The sequence below is a fragment of the Nocardia sp. NPDC059177 genome, assembly GCF_042755165.1.
Lineage (GTDB): Bacteria > Actinomycetota > Actinomycetes > Mycobacteriales > Mycobacteriaceae > Nocardia.
Genome location: NZ_JBHZBX010000006.1, coordinates 1 through 21,122, shown reverse-complemented (window position 1 = coordinate 21,122; position 21,122 = coordinate 1). Strand labels below are relative to the sequence as shown.

At 70.6% G+C, this 21,122-nt stretch carries 17 protein-coding genes and 1 pseudogene; 8 read left to right on the top strand and 10 right to left on the bottom strand.

The window, feature by feature from the left end; genetic code table 11:
- Nucleotides 1–11: 11 nt before the first annotated feature.
- From cobJ to ACFXK0_RS09445, 3 genes are read right to left on the bottom strand one after another with little or no spacing between them, the layout of a single operon-like run.
- Complete coding sequence (gene cobJ / locus ACFXK0_RS09455) at nt 12–1,658, bottom strand: precorrin-3B C(17)-methyltransferase (RefSeq protein WP_379409817.1); 1,647 nt, start codon at nt 1,656–1,658, stop codon at nt 12–14.
- Nucleotides 1,659–1,663: 5 nt separating this feature from the next.
- Entirely contained in the window at nt 1,664–2,299 is a 636-nt protein-coding gene (locus tag ACFXK0_RS09450; RefSeq protein WP_379409545.1) for a precorrin-8X methylmutase, read from the bottom strand.
- A gap of 49 nt (nt 2,300–2,348) precedes the next feature.
- The gene (locus tag ACFXK0_RS09445) at nt 2,349–2,786 is read right to left on the bottom strand and encodes an Lrp/AsnC family transcriptional regulator (RefSeq protein WP_379409544.1); all 438 of its coding nucleotides are present in this window, start codon (nt 2,784–2,786) and stop codon (nt 2,349–2,351) included.
- 132 nt (nt 2,787–2,918) lie between these two features.
- Here ACFXK0_RS09445 and ddaH point away from each other — a divergent pair, with 132 nt between their 5' ends.
- The gene (gene ddaH, locus ACFXK0_RS09440) at nt 2,919–3,773 is read left to right on the top strand and encodes a dimethylargininase (protein WP_379409543.1); all 855 of its coding nucleotides are present in this window, start codon (nt 2,919–2,921) and stop codon (nt 3,771–3,773) included.
- 43 nt (nt 3,774–3,816) lie between these two features.
- Here ddaH and ACFXK0_RS09435 read toward each other — a convergent pair whose 3' ends face one another.
- A complete protein-coding gene (locus ACFXK0_RS09435) occupies nt 3,817–4,908 on the bottom strand; it encodes an RNA ligase (ATP) (protein WP_379409542.1) in 1,092 nt (363 codons plus the stop codon).
- A 269-nt stretch (nt 4,909–5,177) separates the two neighbouring features.
- The gene (gene cobG / locus ACFXK0_RS09430; protein WP_379409541.1) at nt 5,178–6,383 is read right to left on the bottom strand and encodes a precorrin-3B synthase; all 1,206 of its coding nucleotides are present in this window, start codon (nt 6,381–6,383) and stop codon (nt 5,178–5,180) included.
- 356 nt (nt 6,384–6,739) lie between these two features.
- Here cobG and ACFXK0_RS09425 point away from each other — a divergent pair, with 356 nt between their 5' ends.
- From ACFXK0_RS09425 to ACFXK0_RS09405, 5 genes are all read left to right on the top strand, one after another.
- Nucleotides 6,740–7,408, top strand: coding sequence for a hypothetical protein (locus tag ACFXK0_RS09425; protein ID WP_379409540.1), 669 nt, complete (start codon nt 6,740–6,742; stop codon nt 7,406–7,408).
- Nucleotides 7,409–7,459: 51 nt separating this feature from the next.
- Nucleotides 7,460–8,749, top strand: coding sequence for a MerR family transcriptional regulator (locus ACFXK0_RS09420; protein WP_379409539.1), 1,290 nt, complete (start codon nt 7,460–7,462; stop codon nt 8,747–8,749).
- Between the two features lie 467 nt (nt 8,750–9,216).
- Entirely contained in the window at nt 9,217–9,705 is a 489-nt protein-coding gene (locus ACFXK0_RS09415) for a hypothetical protein (protein ID WP_379409538.1), read from the top strand.
- Between the two features lie 259 nt (nt 9,706–9,964).
- Complete coding sequence (gene cobN, locus ACFXK0_RS09410; protein ID WP_379409537.1) at nt 9,965–13,627, top strand: cobaltochelatase subunit CobN; 3,663 nt, start codon at nt 9,965–9,967, stop codon at nt 13,625–13,627.
- A 61-nt stretch (nt 13,628–13,688) separates the two neighbouring features.
- Nucleotides 13,689–14,552 (top strand): acyl-CoA thioesterase domain-containing protein, encoded by an 864-nt coding sequence (locus tag ACFXK0_RS09405; protein WP_379409536.1) that lies wholly within the window; start codon nt 13,689–13,691, stop codon nt 14,550–14,552.
- On the opposite strand, the gene ACFXK0_RS09400 is transcribed toward ACFXK0_RS09405, so the two are convergent.
- Both ACFXK0_RS09400 and ACFXK0_RS09395 read right to left on the bottom strand, forming a co-directional pair.
- Nucleotides 14,530–14,865, bottom strand: coding sequence for a hypothetical protein (locus tag ACFXK0_RS09400; protein ID WP_379409535.1), 336 nt, complete (start codon nt 14,863–14,865; stop codon nt 14,530–14,532). The genes ACFXK0_RS09405 and ACFXK0_RS09400 overlap by 23 nt on opposite strands.
- A gap of 106 nt (nt 14,866–14,971) precedes the next feature.
- Complete coding sequence (locus ACFXK0_RS09395) at nt 14,972–15,427, bottom strand: hypothetical protein (RefSeq protein ID WP_379409534.1); 456 nt, start codon at nt 15,425–15,427, stop codon at nt 14,972–14,974.
- 378 nt (nt 15,428–15,805) lie between these two features.
- On the opposite strand from ACFXK0_RS09395, the gene ACFXK0_RS09390 reads away from it, so the two are divergent.
- Nucleotides 15,806–18,214, top strand: a complete 2,409-nt coding sequence (locus ACFXK0_RS09390) for an MFS transporter (RefSeq protein WP_379409533.1) — start codon at nt 15,806–15,808, stop codon at nt 18,212–18,214.
- Between the two features lie 4 nt (nt 18,215–18,218).
- Here ACFXK0_RS09390 and ACFXK0_RS09385 read toward each other — a convergent pair whose 3' ends face one another.
- Nucleotides 18,219–18,818 (bottom strand): TetR/AcrR family transcriptional regulator, encoded by a 600-nt coding sequence (locus ACFXK0_RS09385; RefSeq protein WP_379409532.1) that lies wholly within the window; start codon nt 18,816–18,818, stop codon nt 18,219–18,221.
- 89 nt (nt 18,819–18,907) lie between these two features.
- Between ACFXK0_RS09385 and ACFXK0_RS09380 the strand changes: the two genes are divergently transcribed.
- Entirely contained in the window at nt 18,908–19,807 is a 900-nt protein-coding gene (locus ACFXK0_RS09380; RefSeq protein ID WP_379409531.1) for an SDR family NAD(P)-dependent oxidoreductase, read from the top strand.
- On the opposite strand, the gene dmpG is transcribed toward ACFXK0_RS09380, so the two are convergent.
- Together dmpG and ACFXK0_RS09370 are read right to left on the bottom strand one after the other, a co-directional pair.
- Nucleotides 19,797–20,831, bottom strand: coding sequence for a 4-hydroxy-2-oxovalerate aldolase (gene dmpG, locus ACFXK0_RS09375; RefSeq protein ID WP_379409530.1), 1,035 nt, complete (start codon nt 20,829–20,831; stop codon nt 19,797–19,799). The genes ACFXK0_RS09380 and dmpG overlap by 11 nt on opposite strands.
- Before the next feature lie 12 nt (nt 20,832–20,843).
- Nucleotides 20,844–21,122: pseudogene (locus ACFXK0_RS09370) on the bottom strand (acetaldehyde dehydrogenase (acetylating)); the annotation flags it as partial.

Below are 21,122 nucleotides of genomic sequence, written 5' to 3'. Positions count from 1 at the left end.
AATAGTGCCGCTTACGACGGCGTGTTCGCTCGGAGTTGCTGGGTACCGGTGCCGTACCTGCGGGAAGTGAACACCCGGGTGCCCGCCGGGCTCTCGAACGCGGTGGTCGTGGAGGCGCCGATGATCAGCAGCGTCCGCATGTCGACCTCGTCCGGATCGAGCTCACCCAGGGTGATCACCCGCACCGATTCGGTCGGCCCGCCGACATCGCGGCCCAGCACCACCGGGGTTTCCGGGGCCCGATGCGCGAGCAGCACCTCGCGCATGGCGCCCACCTGCCAGCGTCGCTGGGAGGATGCCGGGTTGTAGATGGCGATCGCCATATCGGCCGCGGCGACGGCGGCCAGGCGCCCGGCGACCACCTCCCACGGCTTGAGCCGGTCCGAGAGCGAGATCATCGCGTAGTCGTGCCCCAGCGGCGCGCCGACCCGGCTCGCGACCGCATTGGCCGCCGTCAGCCCCGGCAGCACCCGCACCGGGACATCCTTGAACTGCGGTTCGGCCGACACCTCCAGTACGGCGGCCGCCATGGCGAACACGCCGGGGTCACCGGAGGAGACCACCGCGACCCGGGCCCCGCGCCTGGCCAGATCCAGGGCCATCGCGGCCCGCTCGGATTCGACCTTGTTGTCGCTGGCGTGCCTGCGCTGGCCGGGACGCTCGGCGACCCGGTCGATGTAGGTGGTGTAGCCGACCAGGTCGGTGGCCGCGTCGAGGGCCGCGGTGACCTGTGGGGTGGTCCAGTCGGTGTCGCCGGGGCCGAGTCCGACGACCACGACCTCGCCGATCGGGTCGGCGGGCTCGTGCAGCGATCCGGTGGCCGAGGCCAGGGGTGCCGTGGCGACGGGTTCGCTGTTCGCGAGCGTGGCAGGCCGGCTCGTGGCCGCAGGGCTGCGATCGGTCGCGTCCGCCGCGGAGCGGGTGCGGATCGGCGTGGTCGGCGGCGGGCCGGGCACCAGCGTGATGGCGAAGTACGGCACCTCGGCCTCGTCCACCTCGGCGGCGGCCAGCACGCGTTCACGGGTACTGCTCGCGCGTTCCACGTAGTAGGCGTCGGCGAGCCGCCCGGAGTCCGAGAGCGCCTGGCGCACACCGGGGAAGGTCCGGCCGAGCTTCATGATCGCGGCCGCGTCGGTGGTGCGCAGCCGCTCGGTCAGCTCCTCGACCGGCATCGTGCCGGGCAGCACCGTGAGCACCTGCTCGCCTTCGACCAGAGGGGTGCCCAAGGCGGCCGAGGCCGCGCTGACCGAGGTGATCCCGGGGACGATCTCGGCCTCGAACCGGTCGGCCAGGCGGCGGTGCATGTGCATGTAGGAGCTGTAGAACAGCGGGTCACCGGCGGCCAGCAGCGCGACCGAACGCCCGGCCGCCAGATGGACGGCCAGGCGCGCGGCGGCCTGCTCGTAGAACTCGTCGATCGCGCCCTGATAGCCGCCGGGATGATCGGTGGTCTCGGTGGTCACCGGATAGACGAGGTGCTCCTCGAGCTGACCGGGACGCAGATACGGTTCCGCGATGGCGCGGGAGATGCTGCGGCCGTGCCGGGCGCTGTGGAAGGCCACCACATCGGCCGCGGCGATGAGCCGGGCCGCCTTCACCGTCACCAGTTCGGGGTCGCCGGGACCCAGGCCGATACCCCACAGTTTGCCGGTGCTGATCGCGCTCACTCCTGTTCGCTCGCCATCGCGTTGAGGGCCGAGGCGGTGATCGCGCTGCCGCCGCGCCTGCCGCGCACGGTCAGGAACTCGACCCCGCCGAAGTCGATGAGCGCCTGCTTGGATTCGGCGGCGCCGATGAACCCGACCGGGATGCCGACGATCGCGGCGGGCCGGGGCGCGCCGCCGTCGAGCATGTCGAGCAGATGGAACAGCGCGGTGGGGGCGTTGCCGATGGCGACGACCGCGCCGTCGAGCTGCTCGCGCAGCAGTTCCAGTGCGGCGACCGAACGGGTGTTGCCCAGCTCGGCGGCCAGTGCGGGCACCCGCGGGTCGGCCAGCTGGCACAGCACCGGGTTGGCGGCGGGCAGCCGCTTGCGGGTGACACCCGAGGCGACCATGTTCGCGTCGCAGATGATCGGCTTGCCCGCGCGCAGTGCGGCGCGGGCGGCGGCGACCACGCCGGGGGAGTAGGCGATGTCGGCGGCCAGGTCGACCTGTCCGCAGCCGTGGATCATCCGGACCACGACGCGTTCGACGTCGGCGGGGAAACCGGCGAGATCGGCTTCGGCGCGGATCGTCGCGAACGAGCGCCGATAGATCTCGGCCCCGTCGGTGAGGTAGCTGGCACGCACGTCGGACATGCGGACAACCCTAGAACCTGCCTGTGACAGCGTGTCCGCCGCGGTCGGCTCAGGTGCGCGGCCGCTCCAGGATGCGCGACATCACCAGCGAACTGCGGGTGCGCCCTACTCGCGCGTTCTCCCTGATCCGCTCGACCGTCACCTCGATCTCGGCCATGTCGGTGGCCATCACGTGCACCAGCGCGTCGGCCTCGCCCGCGATCGTCCACACGCCGATGACCTGCGGGATCGGCTCCAGTGTGCGGCGCAGTTCGGCCGGGGAGATGTTGTCGCGGTAGTACACCTCGACATAGGCCTCGGTCGTCCAGCCCAGCGCCGCCGGATCGACCCGCGCGGTGAACCCGGTGATCTGCCCGCTGGCGAGCATCTTGTCCACCCGCCGCTTCACCGCGGGAGCGGACAGCCCGACAGCCGAGCCGATCTCCTGGAAGGAGGCGCGGGCGTGGGTGAGCAGTTCGGCCAGAATGCGTCGATCGATGTCGTCCACGTCGCTCCTCGGCGGGTCGAACGCAATGATTCCTCATTCTGGCACGAAAATTCGCAATGAATCGATGTTCCGCGTGCAATGCGACGGCACTTATCGTCGGATCAACGATCCGCGCAGCCACCGGGAGCCCTGATGACCGCCGCAGCCCCCCTTCGCCTCCCGGTACCCGCGCGGGTCGCCACCCCGCGCCGCTATGTCATGTGCCGGCCTGACCATTTCGACGTCACCTACGCGATCAATCCCTGGATGGACGCCGCCACCCCGGTGGACCGGCCGCGGGCACTGGCCCAGTGGGAGATCCTGCGCGCGGTGCTCGAGGAGCACGGGCACACCGTCGAGACGGTGCCGGGCGAACCGGGTCTGCCCGACATGGTGTTCGCCGCCAACAGCGGGATCGTCATCGGCGGGCACGCCCTCTCGGCGCGCTTCGCCCATCCCGAACGCGCCGCCGAAGGCCCGGCCTTCCACCGCTGGTTCGCGGCCAGGGAACTGCGCGAACTCGTCGCGGCCGCCGAAACCAACGAGGGCGAAGGCGATTTCACCTTCGCGGGCACCCGCATCCTGGCCGGCGCCGGATTCCGGTGCTCACTCGCGGCACACGCGGAGGTCCAGGAGTTCTTCGAGCTGCCGGTGGTCTCCCTGGAACTGGTCGACCCGCGCTTCTATCACCTCGACACCGCGCTGATGGTGCTCGACGACACCACCATCGCCTACTACCCGCCCGCGTTCGGTCCCGCCGCCCGGGATCTGCTCGCCGCGCTGTACCCGGACGCGATCCAGGCCTGCGAGGCCGACGCGCTCGCGTTCGGTCTCAACGGTGTCAGCGACGGTCACCACGTCTTCCTCGATCCCGGCGCCACCGGGCTGGTGGCCGAGCTGCGGGCGCGCGGTTTCGCTCCGGTCCCGGTCGACCTGTCCGAACTGCGCAAGGGTGGCGGCGGCGTGAAGTGCTGTGTGCTCGAACTGCACACCCGCCGCGACACGTGAACGGTGCCGCGCGGGCGTCGTTCAACGCCCGCGCGGCACGTGGTCACTCGAACTCGGTGCCGCCGTCGCGCAGCAGGTACGCGTCGGAGACGATCTTGCCTATCGCCCGTCCGCCGAGTTCGGGGGAGTGTCGTTCGGTGGCCGGGCGCACCACCAGGCCCTCCCGGATGTTCGCGCCGTCACCACTGACCGTCTCGGTGCCCTCGGCCAGTTTCAGCAGCAGGTCGGCGTCGTAGGGGCCCTCGTAGAGGACCGGGACGCGGGGCACAGTCAGGTCGAGTTCGGCCAGCAGCGCGCCGATCTCGCGGTGGTCGAGCCAGCGCACCGGCTCACCGTCGCGCTGCACAGCGACGTCGAACAGGCCGAAGCCGAGCGAGTCGTCGTGCGCGGCGGACGCGCCGTAGTGCAGGTCCTGTACCCCGGCGCCGTACACCTCACCGAACAGCCCGACCCGGTCGGCGCCCAGCGCCTGCGCGACGGCACGAGCGAGGTCGTCGAGGCGGTGCGCGCGCACGGCACGCCAGTACAGGTTGCCGTCGGCGGGCGCCAGCGCCAGCGACTTGCCGCCGACACCCTTGGACGAGACCAGGATCCGGTCGTCGGCGCGGACATGGGTGAGCAGGCAGGCGGTGCCGTGGATCTTCTCGGTCGCCACCACCGGTTCGCCCGCGGTGAAGATGCCGGGGAACCGTTTGATGTTCTCGACATCGATCCACCGCAGCAGATCCGGCGCCGATTCGGCCTGCCCGGACATCGACACGGGAACCGGCGGCACCCATTTGACGACGCCGAGCCGCTCCGCGAAATCGGTGCGCGCGGTCGCGGCCGCGGCGAGATCCACCCCGGCCAGCGCGGCGGGCGTGCAGACGATGCCCTGCGAGACCTCCCCGCGCAGCCGCACCGCCTTCACCCGGTCACGCTGCGAGCCGGCCAGTTTCCCGGTCAGCCCGAGCTCGGCGATCAGCGGTTCGGGCAGGACGGACTGTTCCGGGATGTAGATCGCGTGCTCGCCGGTCACGAACTGCCCCTTGGCGACCACGGCCCGGTACAGGCCGACCTGGGCCAGTTCGAGCCGGTCGGCGTTGGGATGCGGAACCACGATGAGCCGTTCGGCCGTCACCTGCAGTGTGGACATGGAAACCCCCTCGTTGCGAGGAGGTCAGCGTACGAAGCACGGGCGCCCACGTCGACCGGTTTTCGGGGTGGTGGGGTGCGTGCGGGGTTGTCGGCTGTCCGAAAGGTGCGCTGGCGCAAATGGAAACCCCTCGTCGCGAGGAGGTCGGCGTACGAATCCCGGGCGCCCACGATGACCGGTTTTCGCGGTGGTGGGGTGCGTGCGGGTTGTCAGCTGCCCGAAAGGTGCGCTGCCGCAAGTGGACTCGCGGGTAATCGTGTCGACGGAGCTTACAGCGTCGGGGTGCTGTGTTCGATGCGGTAGCCGTCGTCGGTCGCGATGACATCGGTGACCGGTCCGGTGGGCCTGCCGCAGCGGCGTTCGCAGCCGGACCAGTGCTGCCGCCCCGACACGGTGACCTCCCCGGCGGTGACGAGGGCGTCCGGGGCTGGGTCGACAGCATCGGACCGCACCCGTCCCGAGTCGACGGCCGCGGTGAGATCAGCGCGAACATCGGTGCGGGACTTGGCACATCCCGGCAGGCCCGCGCACGCGCTGGCCTGCAGCCACGGCGAACTCGCGTCGAAGATCAAGCCCATCGGCGCGAGCACCCGCACCACGGTCTCGGCAGGACCTTCGGCGAGATCGCTGATCACCACGCTGCGCCACGGCGTGAGATAGACCGGATGCTCGATCGCGGCGAGGAATTCGGCGGTCCGGGCCGGGAGTGTCCCGAGGGGCACACCGGCGCCGAGGGTGACCAGGCCGTCGTCCTGGTCGAGCCAGCCGATCGGGATCGGTTGTGCCGCACCGAGTTCCAAGGGCGTTGCGGTGGGGGAGCGGTCCAGCGTCTCGGTGACCTTCTCGATGCCGCCGGGGATCTCGTGCAGGCGCCACTGCCCGGTCTCGCCCGCACCGCGCAGATCGAGGAACCCGTGTGCGGCCTCGAGCATCACCGCGACCGCCTCGCTCGCATCGACCCGCACACCGGTGTCGGCACCGGCCAGCAGCACCGCGAACAGATCCCCGGCCACGGCCTGGATACCGATGTCACCGCGCATCGTGCTCACATCACCGCGGCCGTCGTCGAGAGTGAACAGCACCCGCCCCGGCAGCTCGGCCAGCCGCGCATCCGCCAGCAGCCCGTCATCGAGGCCGGCCGCGAGCCCGTGCACCTCGGCGAAGCCGCCCACCCGCCCCGACAGCGGTGAGGCGACGATATTGCGCACCCGCTCGTGCGTCGCGCTGGGCAGCAGGCCCGCCGCGTCCAGCCGGGCGGCGAGCTCGGCGGCATCACGGACCTGCCGCACCTGGATATTGCCGCGCGAGGTGAGCTCGAGATTGCCGTTACCGAGATCGCGGGCCGCATCGGCGAGCACCTGCACCTGCGCGGGCGCCAAGCAGCCACCCGGCACCCGGATACGCGCCAGCGCACCGTCGGCCGCCTGATGCAGACGCAGCACGCCGGGACACGAGTCGGGAGTACTCCTGGTCATGATCCCCTCCACCTTACGGCGCCCCACCGACACCCACCTGCCCACCCGCACCGCTGCCGCGTCGCCGCCGCGTGGCCGCCGCACCGCGCACGCACGGCTGCCGCCGCACTGCCGCAGGCGCGTCGCCGTCGGCCCGTTCCGGATGGCCGCGGGTACCGGTCCGTTCGCACGGGGCCGACGGCCCGGCGGTCTGTGCGTACGGACCGCTGGAGCGGGTGGATGTGTCGGGTGTCGTCGTGCCGCCGTGCGGGCGGGGGCGTTCATGGGCTGGCCGGTGTCGCCGCCGCGTCGCGCTCGGTGACTTCGCCTAGGGTGGTGGAGTCGTGCGCTTCGAAGGCTCGAGGAGAGGTCGTCGTATGCTGCGTGAATTCGTGGACAAGCGGGTCGTTCCTGCGCTGGACCGGGTGGCGCACGCGCAGGCGCCCGTGGTGGGGCGGTATGTCGACTGGCTGACGAGCAGGCATCCCGGCGCCGAGCCGGTGGAGATCGTGCAGCGGCTCTCGCGGCAGTACCTGGTGGTGGTCACGGCCAGCGGTGTCACTGTCGGGCTCACCGCCGCCGTGCCGGGGGTCGGTACGCTGCTGAGCCTCGCCGCCACCGGCGTGGACACGGTTGTTTTCCTCGAGGCCTCGTCGGTGCTGTCGGTCGGTGCCGCGGCGGCCTACCGGCTCGATCCCGACGATCCGCGGCAGGCGCAGCTGGTGTCGAAGGTGGTGCTGGGGGAGGCCGGGACCAAGGTCCTGGACGAGACCGCCGGCCACAAGACCGGCCAGTGGCTCGCGGTGGTGACCGACCGGATTCCCGGGCTGGCGAACATGCCCGACTCACCCGCCAAACGATTCATCGTCAACTACCTGGTCAAACGCACACTGCTGCTGTTCGGCACGCTCGTCCCGGCCGGGATCGGCGCGGTGATCGGCGGGGTCGGCAACAACGCGCTCGGCCGGATGGTGGTCGCCAATGTCCATCGCAACCTGGGCACCGGCGCACCGGAGATGGTCGTGCGCGGCACCGGTCCGCGATGATCCGCCGCGTCGGCTTGACCTTCGAGCCGGTCGAACCTCGATCCTGAGCCCGTGCCCGAATCCGAGCTGATCACCATCGGCGCCTTCGCCCGCCTCTGCGGCCTGAGCGCCAGCGCACTGCGCTTCTACGCCGACGCAGGCGTGCTCGTCCCCGCCGTCGTCGACGACATCACCGGCTACCGCTACTACGCTCCCGAACAGGCCACCACCGCCCGCCTGATCCGCCGCCTGCGCGCCGTCGACATGCCGCTACCCGCGGTCGTCGCCGTGCTCGCCGAACCGGACCCCCATCGCGCCGACGAGCTACTCGACGCCCACCTCACCGCCCTCGACCGCCACCTCACCGGCATGCGCGCCGCCATCGACGCCGCCCGCGCCACGATGCGCCCGGGTTCTGCGTCGGCGGTGGGTTCCGCGTCGGCGGTTGACCTACCGGATTCCGGCGACATGGTGTGGGTGCGTGGTGCGGTCCTGGCGTCCGCCATCGACCAGGTCGCCACCGCGACCGTCGCCGATCCGCAGCACCCGGTCCTGGACAGCATCCATTTCGAAGCGGGCGCACAGGAATTGGTCCTCACCGCGACCGACCGCTACCGCCTGGCCACCCGCAGCGTGCGCACCGGCGACGTCACCGTGGCGCCCTGGGCCGTCACCGTCGAGGCAGCGGACCTCCGGTCGATGGTGTCGTGGTTGCGCAGGCAACACACCGTCGGCCTCCACCCCGAAACCACCCACCTCCGCTTCACCGACGACAGCCACCGCGACGCCACAGCGCTCCACACGGACGCGGACCAGCGCCGTGGACCGGTCCGTCCGTCATCCGGCGCTCCCGCCGCCGCGCGGGAAGCGGTGGCCGGTGGCGAACACGGTCGCGCCGATTCCGCCGAGATCAGTGCTGGGCGAAATGCTGTGCCGGACAGCCGGACCGGTGCGGGATCGGTTCGGCGATGCCGGTATTCGGCCGATGACTTCCCCGACTATCGGGCGATGCTGGCGGCGCTGCCGCAGGTGCGGGTCCGCGTGGTCGTGGACCGGGGCGCGTTGCTGAGCGCACTCGAGTCGGCGCAGGCGGCCACCGTCACGGTGGGCGTCGAGCCGGCCGGTCGCCTCCGGATCACCGACGACAGCGTCGACCGGACCCTCACCGCCACCGTCACCGGTCCGGCCATGACAATCCACTTCGCCGTCACCACCCTGTACCCGGCGGTCGCCGGCGCAGTGGGCCCGGACCTGATGCTCGACCTCATCGCCCCCGACCAGCCGGTCCGCATCCGCTCCGCCGACGACGGCACCCTCCTCACCCTGACCATGCCCCGCCGCCCCGAAACCCCGGCCGGATAGCCGACCCGAACGCCACCCAACCGGTCGCGCCCAACGCCGCCGTCCCGCGCCTCTGGCCAATGTCTGCGCGCTGCGGCCGACCTGGGGTACCTGGTGTGGCCTGGCGTCGACGCACGACCCGGCACGGCATCAGCCCCGCCGCAACGACCCACTGCGCGGTCACCCCACCCAACGACCCGGCACCTCGTCATCGTCCGATCGACGCTGACCACCGTGCCGCGCGCAGCCATCCTCGCCGCGTGCGTGAACCGCACCCGGCGTAGTGGAAGCACCGACCCATCAACGCTGACCACGGTGCCGCGCTGAGCAGTCCGCCTCGCCCGCGTGCCTGAATCGCACCCGCGAGATGGAAGCACCCACCCATCAACGCTGACCACGGTGCCGCGCTGAGCAGTCCGCCTCGCGGCGTGCGCGAACCGCACCCCGCGTGATGGAAGCACCCACCCCACCAATCGAAAGGGAAATCGATGAACACCTCCACCTCCGATTCCGTGATGGCCCGGATCACCGATGCGGTGACCGAATTCCGTTCGGGCAGCGCCGATTCCGCCCGCGCCGAGCTGGTCGCCCTGTGGTCGGAGATCGGTCCGGCGGGTGACCCGCTGCACCGCTGCGCCCTCGCCCACTACCTGGCCGACATGTACGACCACCCGGCCGAGGCCCTCACCTGGGACATCCGTGCCCTCGACGCCGCCGACACCCTGACCGACCACCGTCTCACCGAGTACCACGCGGGCCTGCAGGTCGCGGGCTTCTACCCCTCCCTGCACCTCAACCTCGCCGACAACTTCCGCCGCCTCGGCGCCTTCCCGGCCGCCGACCACCACCTCGACGCCGCCCGCGCCCGCATCGACACCCTCGCCGACGACGACTACGGGACAATGATCCGCCGCGCCCTCGGCGAGGTCACCACCGCCGTCGCCGCCGGGGACACCACCCCGCGTCGCACACCCTGATCAAGATCACCAGGCCGTGGTGGCGGCGCGCTCTCGGGCGATGCCCGCCACCATGGCCTGGTGAACGCCTGTCCAGCAAGGGGACGCGGGCTGGAAAGTTGCGGTGTGAGTGCTGCCAGTACGATCGGCTTGCTCGGCGGGCGTCGAGGAAACCGGTGGAATTCCGGTGCGGTCGCGCCACTGTGAACAGCCAGACCCTCTCCGGCGAGCACACGACAACCACCCTGTTGGGCGCGTCACCCGAGGAAGGTCTCACCCTGTGATCCTGCTGCTGTCCACCTCCGACACCGATCTGCTGAGCGCGCGCGCGAGCGGCGCCGAGTACCGGTGGGGCAACCCCGCCCGGCTGCTGGTGGCGGACCTGCCGGGGCTGCTCGACGGCGCCGACCTGGTGATTGTGCGCATCCTCGGCGGCAAACGCGCCTGGGAGGACGGCCTCGACGCGGTCCGCGCGAGCGGAGTGCCGATGGTAGCCCTCGGCGGCGAGATCGCGCCCGACGCCGAACTGATGGAGTGCTCGACCGTGCCGGTGGGTGTCGCCGCCGACGCGCACAACTACCTGGCCGCGGGCGGCGCGGAGAATCTGCGCCAGCTGCACCACTTCCTGTCCGACACGGTGCTGCTCACCGGCCACGGCTTCGAGCCGCCCGTGCAGCTGCCGAGCTGGGGCGAACTCGAACGCTCGGCCCGCATCCTCGAACCACACGCCCCGACCGTCGCGGTCGTCTACTACCGGGCTCAGCACCTGGCAGGCAACACCGGCTACATCGACGCCCTGTGCACCGCCATCGAGGCCAAGGGCGCCCGCGCGCTGCCGGTCTACTGCGCCTCCCTGCGCACCGCCGAACCGGAACTGCTGGCTCTGCTCGGCCGCGCCGACGCGCTCGTGGTCACCGTGCTCGCCGCGGGCGGCAGCAAGCCGGCCACCGCCTCGGCGGGCGGCGACGACGAAGCCTGGGACGTGGCCGCGCTGGCCGCCTTGGACGTGCCGATCCTGCAGGGCCTGTGCCTGACCAGCGGCCGCGCCCAGTGGGAGGACAACGACGACGGCCTGTCCCCCCTGGATGTGGCCACCCAGGTGGCGGTGCCGGAGTTCGACGGCCGCATCATCACGGTCCCGTTCTCGTTCAAGGAATTCGACGAGGACGGCCTGTCCACCTACGTGCCCGACGCCGAACGCGCGGCCAGGGTGGCCGGAATCGCGGTGCGGCACGCCCGCCTGCGCCATATCCCCGCCGCCGACAAGCGCATCGCCGTCATGCTCTCGGCCTACCCGACCAAGCACGCCCGCATCGGCAACGCCGTCGGCCTCGACACCCCCGCCTCGGCCATCCGCCTGCTCACCGAACTGCGCGCGGCCGGCTACGACCTCGGCGAACCCGGCGAGATCCCCGGCCTGGACCAGGCCGACGGTGACGCGCTCATCCACGCCCTGATCGCCGCGGGCGGGCAGGACCCCGACTGGCTCTCGGCCGAACAGCTGGAGGGCAACCCGATCCGCATCGGCGCCGCCACCTACACCCGCTGGTTCGACTCGCTGCCCGAAGACCTGCGCGCGGCCGTGGTGCAGGCGTGGGGCCCGCCGCCCGGCGAACTCTACGTCGACCGCTCGGCCGACAAGGACGGCGAGATCGTCATCGCCGCACTGCGATTCGGCAATGTGGTGCTGATGGTGCAGCCGCCCCGCGGGTTCGGCGAGAACCCGGTCGCCATCTACCACGACCCCGACCTGCCGCCGAGCCACCACTACCTCGCCGCCTACCGCTGGCTGTCCGCGCCCGACGGTTTCGCCGCCGACGCCATGGTCCACCTGGGCAAGCACGGCAACCTGGAATGGCTGCCCGGCAAGACCCTCGGTATGTCCGCCTCCTGCGGCACCGACGCCGCCCTCGGTGACCTGCCGCTGATCTACCCGTTCCTGGTCAACGATCCCGGCGAGGGTACCCAGGCCAAGCGCCGCGCCCACGCCACCCTGGTCGACCACCTCATCCCGCCGATGGCGCGCGCCGAGAGCTACGGCGACATCTCCCGCCTCGAGCAGCTGCTCGACGAGCACGCCAACATCTCCGCCCTCGACCCGGCCAAACTGCCCGCCATCCGCCAGCAGATCTGGACGCTCATGCGCGCGGCCAAGATGGACCACGACCTCGGCCTGGCCGAACGCCCCGAGGAAGACGTCTTCGACGACATGCTGCTGCACGTCGACGGCTGGCTCTGCGAGATCAAGGACGTGCAGATCCGCGACGGCCTGCACATCCTCGGCCAGGCGCCCGAAGCCGAGACCGAACTCGACCTGGTGCTGGCCATGCTGCGTGCGCGCCAGCTGTGGGGCGGCGAGCAGAACGTCCCCGGCCTGCGCGAAGCCCTCGGCCTCAGCGAAGCCGGTGACGAAGCCCGCGAACGGGTCGACGTGGTCGAGGCCCGCGCCCGCGAACTCCTCGCCGCGCTGCAGGCCACCGACTGGTCGGCCGATGCCGTCGACACCCTCGTCGGCGAGTACGCCACCGCCATCCTGGCCACCGCCGCCGCGAAAACCGCCGCGACCGGCGCCGTCCTGTCGCCTGCCGACAGCGCCCGCCTCGACGCGGTCAGGACCGTCCTGCGCTTCGCCGCCACCGAGGTGGTGCCCCGCCTGCGCGGCACCGGCATCGAGATCGCCCGCGTCCTGCACGCCCTCGATGGCGGTTTCATCCCCGCGGGTCCCAGTGGCTCCCCGCTGCGCGGCCTGATCAACGTGCTGCCCACCGGCCGCAATTTCTACTCCGTCGACCCCAAGGCCGTCCCGTCGCGGCTGGCCTGGGAGACCGGTCAGGCGATGGCGGAATCCCTGCTGGCCCGCTACCTGGCCGACCACGGCGAATACCCGAAGTCGGTCGGCCTGTCGGTGTGGGGCACCTCGGCCATGCGCACCTCCGGCGACGACATCGCCGAGGTCCTCGCGCTGCTGGGCGTGCGGCCGATCTGGGACGAGGCCAGCCGCCGCGTCACCTCCCTCGAGGTGATCGCCCCGGAAGAACTGGGCCGCCCGCGCGTGGACGTCACCGTGCGTATCTCCGGTTTCTTCCGCGACGCCTTCCCGCACGTGCTCGCCCTGCTCGACGACGCCGTGCGCCTGGTCGCCGAGCTGGACGAGCCCGCCGAGTCGAACTATGTGCGCGCGCACGCCCAGTCGGACCTGGCCGAGCACGGCGACGCCCGCCGCGCCACCACCCGCATCTTCGGTTCCAAGCCGGGCACCTACGGCGCGGGCCTGCTCCAGCTCATCGACTCCAAGAGCTGGCGCACCGACGACGACCTCGCGCAGGTCTACACCACCTGGGGCGGCTACGCCTACGGCCGCGACCTCGACGGTGCCCCCGCCGCCGACGACATGCGCACCGCCTACCGGCGCATCGCGGTCGCGGCCAAGAACACCGACACCCGCGAACACGACATCGCCGATTCCGACGACTACTTCCAGTACCACGGCGGCATGGTCGCCACCGTGCGCGCGCTGACCGGCAAGAACCCCGAGGCCTACATCGGCGACTCCACCCGTCCCGATGCCGTGCGCACCCGCACGCTCTCGGAGGAGACCGCGCGGGTGTTCCGGGCCCGCGTGGTGAACCCGCGCTGGCTCGAGGCGATGCGCAGGCACGGCTACAAGGGTGCCTTCGAGATGGCCGCCACCGTCGACTACCTGTTCGGCTACGACGCCACCACGAACGTGGTCGCCGACTGGATGTACGAGAAGCTCACCGAGAGCTACGTCTTCGACGAGGTGAACCGCAAGTTCATGGAGCAGTCCAACCCGTGGGCGCTGCACGGCATCGCCGAACGGTTGCTCGAGGCGGCCGAGCGCAAGCTCTGGGAGCACCCCGAGCAGGAGACCCTGGATCGGCTGCGCCAGGTCTACCTCGAGACCGAGGGTGAACTCGAGTAGCTTGCCCTGGCACTGCAACACGTTCTATCGTGAGCGTATTACAGTGTAAGAAAGGGTGGCAATGAGTACTTCCCCGGCGTATTTCACGCACGTAGACGGAGTTTTCCAGCCGACCCCGTTCTCGATGAGTCTCTGGGCGCCGAGCACCCTGTCCGGTCCGCCGGTGTGCGGGTTGATGGCGCGCGAGGTGGAATCGCGGTACTGCACCGACGATTTCGTTCCCGCGCGCCTGACCGTCGACCTGCACAAGGCGGTACCGGCGGCGCCGCTGACCGTGTCCGGCGAGGTGATCCGGGACGGCAACCGGGTCCGCTCGGTGGCGATCGAGCTGCGCGCCGACGGCGCGGTGGTGGCCAGGGGCAGCGCGCTGCTGCTCAAGCGCTCGAACCAGCCCCCCGGTGAGGTGTGGCAGGCCGAGCGTGCTCGGCCGCTGCCCCCGCCGAGCGCGCTCGCCCGGATCGAGGAGGCCATGCACCTGTTCGGCAGCGACGGGCACGCCGACGGCTGGTCACCGAAGATGACCGAGCACCAGAACGACACCCGCAAACGCAAGTGGGTGCGCAATATCCCGGTCGTCGCCGGCGAGGCGGCCTCGCCGTTCTGTTTCGCCGCCATGACCGGCGAGCAGACCAGCCTGGTCACCAACTGGGGCACCGAGGGCATCGGCTTCATCAACACCGATGTCTCGATCACCTTCTCGCGCATGCCGATCGGCACCGATATGGGTATCGAGGCGGAGAGTCATCTCAGCGACGAGGGGATCGCCGCGGGGGCGGCGGTGCTCTACGACGAGCAGGGCGCCTTCGGGATCTGCACCACCACCGCGCTGGCCAACGAGCGCCGCCAGATCCGCGGCGCGGTGATCGACCAGCTCTCCGAGACCATGGTGGCGGAGGGCCTGCTCACACCGGATCGAGGCCGCTGAACGCCAGACCCACCGTGGTCGCGCACAACACCGTGCCGACCACGGTGGTCGTCAGCAGGTAGCCCAGGGCGATGGGCCGGGCGGGCGGCAGCAGCGCCAGCGCCACGGCCGGGACCAGCAGCGTGGCCAGGGTCAGTGCCCAGCTGAGCCAGAACGAGGTCGCGATGGGTTCGAGTTCGGCGAACGCGATCGGCCGTGGCGCCGGTACGTGCCACGCGTGCTGCACCGCGAAAGTCGCTGGTACCAGCACGAAGACGGCGACGAACAATCCCGCCGCGACACCCCAGCCCGACCGCCACCTGACCTGCTCCAACGCCACCCACACCTTCCCGACCCACACCCACACCGACGCGCCCCATGCTGCCTCGAGCGATGCCCGCGCGCCGGGAACCCACGGTCGTCGCGGCCGGGCGCCGCGCTCACACCGAGACGAGCGTGACGATCAGTTCGTCGGCGATCGACTCCGCCTTCACCAGGCCGGTGCCCAGGTACAGCGTCGCCGCCCGGGGGCGGCCGTCGGCCAGCGGCACCACCGACACCGCGTCGACCCGGCGGCCGGCGAGGATGTCGTAGGGCGCCTCGTCGGTGACATCGAAGGCGGTGTATTTGCCCGAGATGGCGACGTATTCGATGTTCACCGGGTCGACCAGCGGTTCGAACGGATCGCGCCAGGGCGCACCGGCGATCCGGAGTTCCTCGCCGTCGACGCCCGCGTCGAGCAGCAGGGTGGACCCGTCGTGGAAGGTGAACTCGATGGGGCCCTCGGTGCGATCGATGTCGTCGCCCAGGACGTAGAACATCCGGCGGACCGCGACGATGGTCGCGTCGACGGCGGCATTGAGCGCGCTGCGGCCGTACTCGTCGTTGTCGGACAAAGGAATTCCTCGATACTGTGGATCGCGGGGCGGATGAGCCATCATGTCGCCGCACCGTCACCGAACGCAACTCCACCCGGCCACCGTCGCCACCGCTGCCTGCGCTGCGGTGCGCTGATGTCGCGGATGACCCGGTGGCTGAAGCGGCAGTGCGCGAGGGTGCGATCAGCGCGCCGCGAACGGTCTATCCGCGGTGAAATCGGCGGTCACATGATCCCTCCCTGTCGACGGCGAACGCGACGTGGGTAAGCTCGGCGCACCAGTGCATGAAGAGTTCCACCCGCGGCGCAATGTTTTCCTCGCAGCGGGGTTGTCGGCCCTCGTGTGGGCCGAATGATCGACCCCCACTTGCCAGCCGATCAGAACCAGGGCTTCTCCATGACCGATACCGTCGTTGCCGAACCACGCCTCACGCACCGCCAGACCCTCACCATCCTGTCCGGCCTGCTACTCGGGGTGTTCCTCGCCGCGCTCGACCAGAACATCGTCAGCGTCGCGATCGTGCGGATCGCGAACAGTCTGGACGGGTTCGACGAACAGGCATGGGCGACAACGGCATACCTGATCACCGCCACCGTCACCACCCCGCTCTACGGCAAGCTCGCCGACATCTACGGGCGCAAACCGTTCTATCTGATCGCGATCGCGGTGTTCGTGCTCGGCTCGGCGGCCTGCTGCTTCGCCACCACCATGTATCAGCTCGCCGGGTTCCGGGCGATCCAGGGGATCGGCGCAGGCGGGTTGATGTCGCTGGCGTTCACCATCGTCGGCGATATCGTGCCCGCCCGCGAACGGGTCCGCTACCAGGGCTATTTCCTCATGGTGTTCGGCATCGCGACCGTGCTCGGGCCGGTGGTCGGCGGCTTCCTGTCCGGCTACGAGAGCCTCGGCGGCATCGAGGGCTGGCGCTGGGTGTTCCTGGTGAACGTGCCGGTCGGGGTGGTCGCGTTCCTGGTCGTGGCCAAGGTGCTCGACGTCGCGCATGTGCGGCGGCCGAGCCGGATCGACTGGTTCGGCGCGCTGACCCTCGTCATCGGCGTGGTGCCGTTGCTGATCGTGGCCGAGCAGGGCCGGATGTGGGGCTGGACCTCGCGCAAGGCGCTGCTCTGCTACGGCATCTGCGTGCTGGGTCTGCTGCTGTTCCTGGTGGTCGAGTACCTGATGAAGGACGCCGCGCTCATCCCGCTGCGCCTGTTCCGCAGCTCGACGTTCAGCATCGCCATCCTGGGCGGGTTCCTGGTCGGTGTCTCGATGTTCGGCGCGATCACCATGGTCCCGCAGTATCTGCAGGTCGTGCGGGGTTTCTCGCCGACCGAGGCCGGTCTGCTGATGCTGCCGCTGGTGCTGGGCATCATGATCGGCTCGCAACTGTCCGGGCTGATCACCAAGGCCACCGGTCGCTACAAGGTGCTGCCGGTCCTGGGTGCGCTGATCCTGGCGATCGGTTGCGCGCTGTTCGCCCGGGTCAGCTTCGACGGGCCGCTGTGGCAGCCGCTGGCCTTCAGCACGATCATCGGCGTCGGGCTCGGCGGCTGCATGCAGACACTGGTCATCGCCGCCCAGAACGCGGTGGGCCGCACCGAGATGGGTGTCTCGACCGCGGCGGCCACCTTCTTCCGGCAGCTCGGCGGCACCCTCGGCGTCGCGGTGTTCCTGACCGTGCTGTTCGACCGGCTGCCCGGTTCGATCCTGGGCGCCTTCGGCGGGCAGCTGCCCGCCGGCTTCGACGCCGGACAACTGGCCGCCCTGCAGAGCAACACCAGCGGGATCGCCGCGCTGCCCGACGAACTACGGATCCCCATCCTCACCGGGTTCACCGACGCGATGCACGGCGTGTTCTTCCTCGCCGCCGACCTGGCCGTGGTCGCGTGCCTGGTGCTGGTGTTCATGAAAGAGATTCCGCTGCGCGAGGATCCGGTGCCCGGCGAGGACGCCGAGAGCACCCTGCTGCGCGATGTGAGCCTGCACGACGCGCAGGAGATGGCGGGTCAGCTGCGGCCCGCCGCCACCGGCCGGGTGATCGCGGGACTGCTGCGCCGCGACGACGCGCGCCCGGTGCCCGGCGCCATCCTCACCCTGATCGAGCAGCACGGACACCAGGTGGCCCGGGGCAGCGGTGACGCCGACGGCGCCTACGTCATCGAGGCGCCGGAACCGGGCAACTATGTGCTCATCGCCGCCGCGCCGGGACATCAGCCCGAGGCGGTCAGCGTGTCGATGGGGGAGCGGGCCCAGCACGTGGACCTGATGCTGATCGGCGCGGGGGAACTCACCGGCATCGTGCGGTCGGCGCGCCGCGGCGAACCGCTGCTCGGGGCGACGATCACGCTCACCGACGCCGAGGGCGATGTGGTCGGGGCGGCGATCACCGGCGAGGACGGGGTGTATGTGTGCCGCGATGTCGTCAGCGGCACCTACACCCTGGTCGCGGTGGCCGACCACATGCGGCCCGCCGCGGTGGCGCTGATGGTGCCCGACACCGGCTCGCTGCACCACGACATCGATCTCGAGCCGATGGCGATCCTGGTCGGTTCGGCCTGGGTGGACGGCGATCGCCCGGTCGCCGACGTGCAGATCACCGTCCTCGACGCCGGTGGCGACCCGGCGGCCACCGCCCGCACCGACGACACGGGCCGCTACCTGGTCCCCGATCTGCCCGAAGGCGAGTACACCGTGGTGGCTCGCGGGTATCCGCCGGTCGCCAGCCAGGTGTCGGTGACCCGCGGCGAGATCACCCACGATGTGACCCTCGGCTACGAGAACGAGGAGTCGATGCACCGCCGCTGACCGCTCAGGGGGCGAGCATCGTCAGGAAGGTGTCGAGGACCGCAGCGCGGGACGGCACCGGCGCCGCACCGATCAGCCAGGGCTGACCCACCCGGAAGAAACAGCTGCTCACCAGCAGGAACGCGGCGGTGTGGACATCGATTCCGGCGCGGATGCGACCGGCCGCCTGCAGGTCGGCGAGGTGATCGCCCACGAGCGCGATCCCGCGCTGCGGCCTGCGGTCCGGATCGGCGGCGAGGAAGGCGTGCAGCCCGCCGCGCAGATCGATATCGGCCTGCGCGGCGAACAGCACGATCACCGCGCGTTCCAGGAATTCCTCGACGGTCGCGGTGAAGGTGTCCAGGGTCTCGGGCAGGCCGCGCGTGCCGATGCCCTGCTCGCGCAGGGCGATCAGCGGGGTGAGGGCCTGCTCGAACACCGCGGACAGCAGGCCGTCGCGACTGCCGTAGTGGTAGAAGATGCTGCCCTCGGAAACGCCTGCCCGCGTGGCGATCTCGCGCGTGGTCAGGCGGGCGATGCCGGGATCGCGGAGCAGTTCGTAGGTTGCGGTGAGGATCTGCTCGCGGCCGCCGGACGGTGGCCTGCCGCGCCTGGGCGTTGTCATACGGCCCAGATTACTTCTTGAGCTGAAGCTCAGTAAAGAGATATACTGAGTTCGTGCTCAATAAATAATCCCCTCGGGAAGGGGCTGTGATGACCACCATCGTGATGACCGGCGGCAGTGCGGGATTCGGCGCGATCGCCGCCCGGCGCCTCGCCGCGGACGCCCGGGTGCTGATCGGCGCGCGCGCCGCACCCGGCTTCCCCCTGGACCTCGCCCGTCTGGATTCCGTCCGGGATTTCGCCGAGAAGGTCCGTGCGCAGACCGGTGACCAGGGCATCGATGCGCTGGTGCTGAACGCGGGCGTGATCCGGCCCGACGCCGACGGCCGCACGGTCGACGGCTTCGAGACGACCTTCGCCGTCGATCACCTCGCCCACTACCTGCTGCTGCGGCTCCTCCTACCCGCCCTGGCCGACGGCGCCCGCATCGTGCTCACCACCAGCGGCACCTACGACCCGGCCACCGGCGCCGGACTGGCCACGCCACGTCATGCCGACGCGCAGCTGCTCGCGCATCCCGACCGCGACCCCGGCCGGGATGCCGTCGCGAAGCGGGCCGGACAGCACGCCTACACCGCCGCGAAACTGTGCACCGTACTGACCGCGCTGAGCCTCGCGGCAGACCCGGGCCTCCGTGCCAGGCGCATCACGACGATCGCCTACGACCCGGGTCAGGTCTTCGGTACCGGCCTGGCCCGCGACCTGGCCGCACCGTTACGCCTGGCCTGGTCGGCGCTGGGCACCCCGCTCGGTGCGCCGCTGCGCTGGTTCCGTCCCGAAATGAACACCCGGGACGCGGCGGGAAACGCCCTGGGGGACTTGGCCTCCGGCGCGGCCGGACCACCCGCGGGCCGGGTGCTGGTCGCATTGCGCCGTGGTCGTCTCACCGCGCCGGAACTCTCGGACACGGCGCGGCGCGACGGCCTCGGCTCGCGCCTCTGGGACGACAGCGCGCGGCTGGTCGGGGTCGCGCCCGCGGTCACACGGTGACAGCGGCTTCGCGCTGCAGTTCCAGGGCGATGTCGATGAGCTGGTCCTCCTGCCCACCGATCAGCTTGCGCTCGCCCGCCCGGACGAGCATCCGCGCGGCGGAGACGCCGTAGCGCTCGGCTTGGCGTTCGGCGTGGCGCAGGAAGCTGGAGTACACGCCCGCGTAGCCCATCATGAGGGCCTGACGGTCGAGCAGGCATTCCGCCGGCATGGCCGGGCGGACAACGTCCTCGGCGGCATCGGTCACGGCGAAGAAGTCGACGCCGGTGCTGATGCCGAGCTTGTCGCACACACCGATGAAAGCCTCGACGGGCAGGTTGCCCGCGCCCGCGCCGAAGCGGCGGGCGGAACCGTCGATCTGGGTGGCGCCCGCGCGGACCGCGTACACCGAGTTCGCGACGGCCAAGCCCAGGTTCTCGTGGCCGTGGAAGCCGACCTGGGCGTCGTCACCGAGTTCGGCGACCAGGGCCGCCACCCGGTCGGTGACCTGTTCCAGGACAAGGACACCCGCCGAGTCGACGACGTAGACGCACTGGCAGCCCGCGTCGGCCATGATGCGGGCCTGCGCGGCGAGCGCCTCGGGTGGCTGGGTGTGCGACATCATCAGGAAGCCGACGGTCTCGAGGCCCAGCTCGCGGGCGTACCCGAAGTGCTGCACCGAGACATCGGCTTCGGTGCAGTGTGTGGCGACGCGGCAGATCGATGCCCCGTTGTCCTGCGCGATCTTGATGTCTTCCTTGATGCCGACGCCGGGCAGCGTCAGGAAGGCGATCTTGGCGTTCTTCGCCGATTCGGCGGCCGCCTTGATCAGTTCCTGTTCGGGGGTTTTGGAGAACCCGTAGTTGAACGAGGAACCGCCCAGTCCGTCACCGTGGGTGACTTCGATGACCGGCACGCCCGCGCTGTCGAGCGCGGTGACGATGTCGCGGACCTCGGTGGTGGTGAACTGGTGGCGTTTGTGATGTGAGCCGTCACGCAGGGAGGTGTCGGTGACGCGGATGTCGAGATCTGCTGAATAGACCATGGGGGAAGCTCCTTACACCCGAGCCGAGAGGATCTGATCGGCCAGCACATCGCCGACCTTGGTGGCCGCGGCCGTCATGATGTCGAGATTGCCGGCATACGGCGGCAGGAAATCACCCGCACCCTCGACCTCGACGAAGATCGACACCTTCGCCAACCCACCCGAAACAACAGACGGATCATCGAACTGCGGATCGTTGAGCAACCGGTATCCGGGCACATACTCCTGAATCGACTTCTCCATGCGGAAGATCGATTCCGAGATCGCGTCACGGTCGGCGTCTTCGGGGAT